Origin of the sequence: Promicromonospora sp. NPDC060204 (assembly GCF_042728455.1) — a bacterium.
Taxonomy (GTDB): Bacteria; Actinomycetota; Actinomycetes; order Actinomycetales; family Cellulomonadaceae; genus Promicromonospora.
Genome location: NZ_JBHWZO010000472.1, coordinates 1 through 1,303, shown reverse-complemented (window position 1 = coordinate 1,303; position 1,303 = coordinate 1). Strand labels below are relative to the sequence as shown.

Here is a 1,303-nt window from a genome sequence, read left to right as displayed (position 1 = left end):
CTGACGGTGTGCGTCGGTTGTTTGAGAACTCAACAGTGTGCTTGATAGTCAATGCCAATCATTTGACTCTCAGCGTTTCGGGTCGCATCGCCAGCATGGTGGTGTGATCAGGTTCGGTGGGGTCTTTTTTGGATCGGATTGAAACCAGTTTGGTTTTGGTCTGGCCAGTATCATTGTTCGCACCTGCTTTGGTGGGTGTGGATGTTTCTCTTTTACGGAGAGTTTGATCCTGGCTCAGGACGAACGCTGGTGGCGTGCTTAACACATGCAAGTCGAACGGTGAAGCCCAGCTTGCTGGGTGGATCAGTGGCGAACGGGTGAGTAACACGTGAGCAACCTGCCCTCCACTTCGGGATAAGCCTTGGAAACGAGGTCTAATACCGGATACGAGCACTTACCGCATGGTGGGTGTTGGAAAGTTTTTCGGTGGGGGATGGGCTCGCGGCCTATCAGCTTGTTGGTGGGGTAATGGCCTACCAAGGCGTCGACGGGTAGCCGGCCTGAGAGGGCGACCGGCCACACTGGGACTGAGACACGGCCCAGACTCCTACGGGAGGCAGCAGTGGGGAATATTGCACAATGGGCGAAAGCCTGATGCAGCGACGCCACGTGAGGGATGACGGCCTTCGGGTTGTAAACCTCTTTCAGCAGGGAAGAAGCGAGAGTGACGGTACCTGCAGAAGAAGCGCCGGCTAACTACGTGCCAGCAGCCGCGGTAATACGTAGGGCGCAAGCGTTGTCCGGAATTATTGGGCGTAAAGAGCTCGTAGGCGGTCTGTCGCGTCTGGTGTGAAATCCCATGGCTCAACTGTGGGCTTGCATCGGGTACGGGCAGACTAGAGTGCTGTAGGGGAGACTGGAATTCCTGGTGTAGCGGTGGAATGCGCAGATATCAGGAGGAACACCGATGGCGAAGGCAGGTCTCTGGGCAGTTACTGACGCTGAGGAGCGAAAGCATGGGGAGCGAACAGGATTAGATACCCTGGTAGTCCATGCCGTAAACGTTGGGCACTAGGTGTGGGGCCAGTTCCACTGGTTCTGTGCCGCAGCTAACGCATTAAGTGCCCCGCCTGGGGAGTACGGCCGCAAGGCTAAAACTCAAAGGAATTGACGGGGGCCCGCACAAGCGGCGGAGCATGCGGATTAATTCGATGCAACGCGAAGAACCTTACCAAGGCTTGACATGTACGAGAAAGCCCCAGAGATGGGGTTCTCTTTGGACACTCGTACACAGGTGGTGCATGGTTGTCGTCAGCTCGTGTCGTGAGATGTTGGGTTAAGTCCCGCAACGAGCGCAACCCTT

The 1,303-nt window shown here is 56.2% G+C and carries 1 rRNA gene; it reads left to right on the top strand.

Annotated features, from left to right (window positions below):
• Nucleotides 1–211 precede the first annotated feature (211 nt).
• Nucleotides 212–1,303 (top strand): 16S ribosomal RNA (locus ACFWEJ_RS28765); the annotation flags it as partial.